This window comes from Geobacter sp. (assembly GCF_027327745.1).
Taxonomy (GTDB): Bacteria; Desulfobacterota; Desulfuromonadia; order Geobacterales; family Geobacteraceae; genus Geobacter.
The window spans coordinates 1-1,618 of the sequence record NZ_DAHVYG010000081.1 but is presented as its reverse complement, the minus strand read 5'-3'; the positions used below and the strand labels follow the sequence as shown (position 1 = coordinate 1,618).

The following is a 1,618-nucleotide window of genomic DNA, read 5'->3' as shown; positions in this document are numbered from 1 at the left end:
GCCAAGGCGCTCAGACTGGGCGAGGACACCAAACGGACCTTCTGCATCGGCGACAAGGGAGGCTTCGAGGCGAATTTCGCGGAAAGGAATGCCCCGAGAACGAAACCACAGGCGCAGCCCGATTTTGACGAAGACTTTTTCGACCGGGGACACGAGCCGATCTATAAGACCCGCAGCGCTCAGTTCATTACCTGTACAGCCATCGAAAATATCTGTCGCAAACAAATCAGGCAAATGCTTCAGCAGAAGTAAGCAATATGGACGTTGCCAACACCACCCCTTTCACCGCCGCCCCCCTCCTCCTCACCGACCGCCACGGCGCCGAGATCCTCCTCGTCGTCGTCAAGGGGACGTGGCGGATTCACAGAGACGGAACTCTCTCGATCGCCGAGGAGCAGGTTCCGATCCAGTTCGAGCCGCGCTACCACGGCGATCCCGGCGCATCGAGCCTGATCTGCGACACCGACGTGGTGCTGGAAAAGCCGGGAACCGACTGCGTCCTTCTCGGCCACGCCTGGGCGCCGAAGGTGGGAGTTCCCTCGGTGGACGTAACCTTCGCCGTCGGGCCGGTGCGAAAGACGGTGCGGGTCTTCGGCGAGCGAATCTGGATGAAGTGCCTGGGGATCGTCTCCATGTCGCGACCGGCGCCGTTCGAGAAGATCCCCCTCGTCTGGGAGCGGGCCTTCGGCGGCGCCGATACGAGCTGGCCCGATCAGACCGGGCATGAGTTCTGCCTGGAAAACCCGGTGGGGCGAGGATTTGTGGCGCGGAAGACGAAGCTTGAGTTGGACAGCATGCGGCTTCCCAACCTGGAGGACCCGCGCGACCTCATAAAGAAGCCTAGCCGTCCGAAGCCGGCCGGATTCGGCATGATCCCGCCTCACTGGCACCCCCGCGCCGGTTATGCGGGCACCTACGACGACAACTGGCGAAAGTACGTGAGTCCCCTCCCCCCACCGGACATGGACCCCCGATTTCACTCTGCTGCTGCCCCCGGCCTTGTAACGGCTAAGCATCTTACCGGTACAGAGCAAGTGCTCGTCGAGAATGCATCGAAAAACGGCCGGCTCCACTTTGCCCTGCCGGGGGTCAAGCCGCAAGTGGTGGTGCGTATTGGAGCAGCGGAGGAGGAACTTGCCACGGCGCTCGACACGGTGATCGTCGAGCCGGACGAAGAGCGGCTGGTTCTCGTGTGGCGGGGGAGGTGCACCATCCACGGGCGGGTTCACGAGATCGCGCGGGTAAAGGTCGGGTGAAGAGAAGAAAAGAGGGCAAGAGAAGAAAAGGTTGCTTTATTGCGAGCCTACCCGGAAAAGTAGCCCCCTTTACTGCTTGATCGCCACCTGAAACGCGGTAAGCCAGGTCAAAGGGGAAGCAGAATTAAATAAAGTGTCCCCGGAATTCACAGCATGGGAAAGGGGGCATAGGGTGACGGAAGGAGAGACGGTGAGAAAACTGGGAAAACTGTTTCTGTTGATTGTGTTTATGAGTTTGATCCTTGGCGGCTGTAGCAGCGCCGCGGAGAAGGCGGAAAACAAGGGAAAGGCAACCCGGAAAGGAGCGCAGCAGGGAATGAAAACGTACTACATGGGGAGATTTGCCATCGATGTGCCGGCGG

At 60.2% G+C, this 1,618-nt stretch carries 1 protein-coding gene and 1 pseudogene; both read left to right on the top strand.

The features are described 5' to 3' along the window. Window positions 1-252: pseudogene (locus tag M6689_RS15155) on the top strand (alpha/beta hydrolase); the annotation flags it as partial. 5 nt (window positions 253-257) lie between these two features. Then, window positions 258-1,256: a DUF2169 domain-containing protein gene (locus tag M6689_RS15150; protein WP_298273315.1), complete on the top strand. Its 999-nt coding sequence runs from the start codon at window positions 258-260 to the stop codon at window positions 1,254-1,256. Window positions 1,257-1,618: the final 362 nt, after the last annotated feature.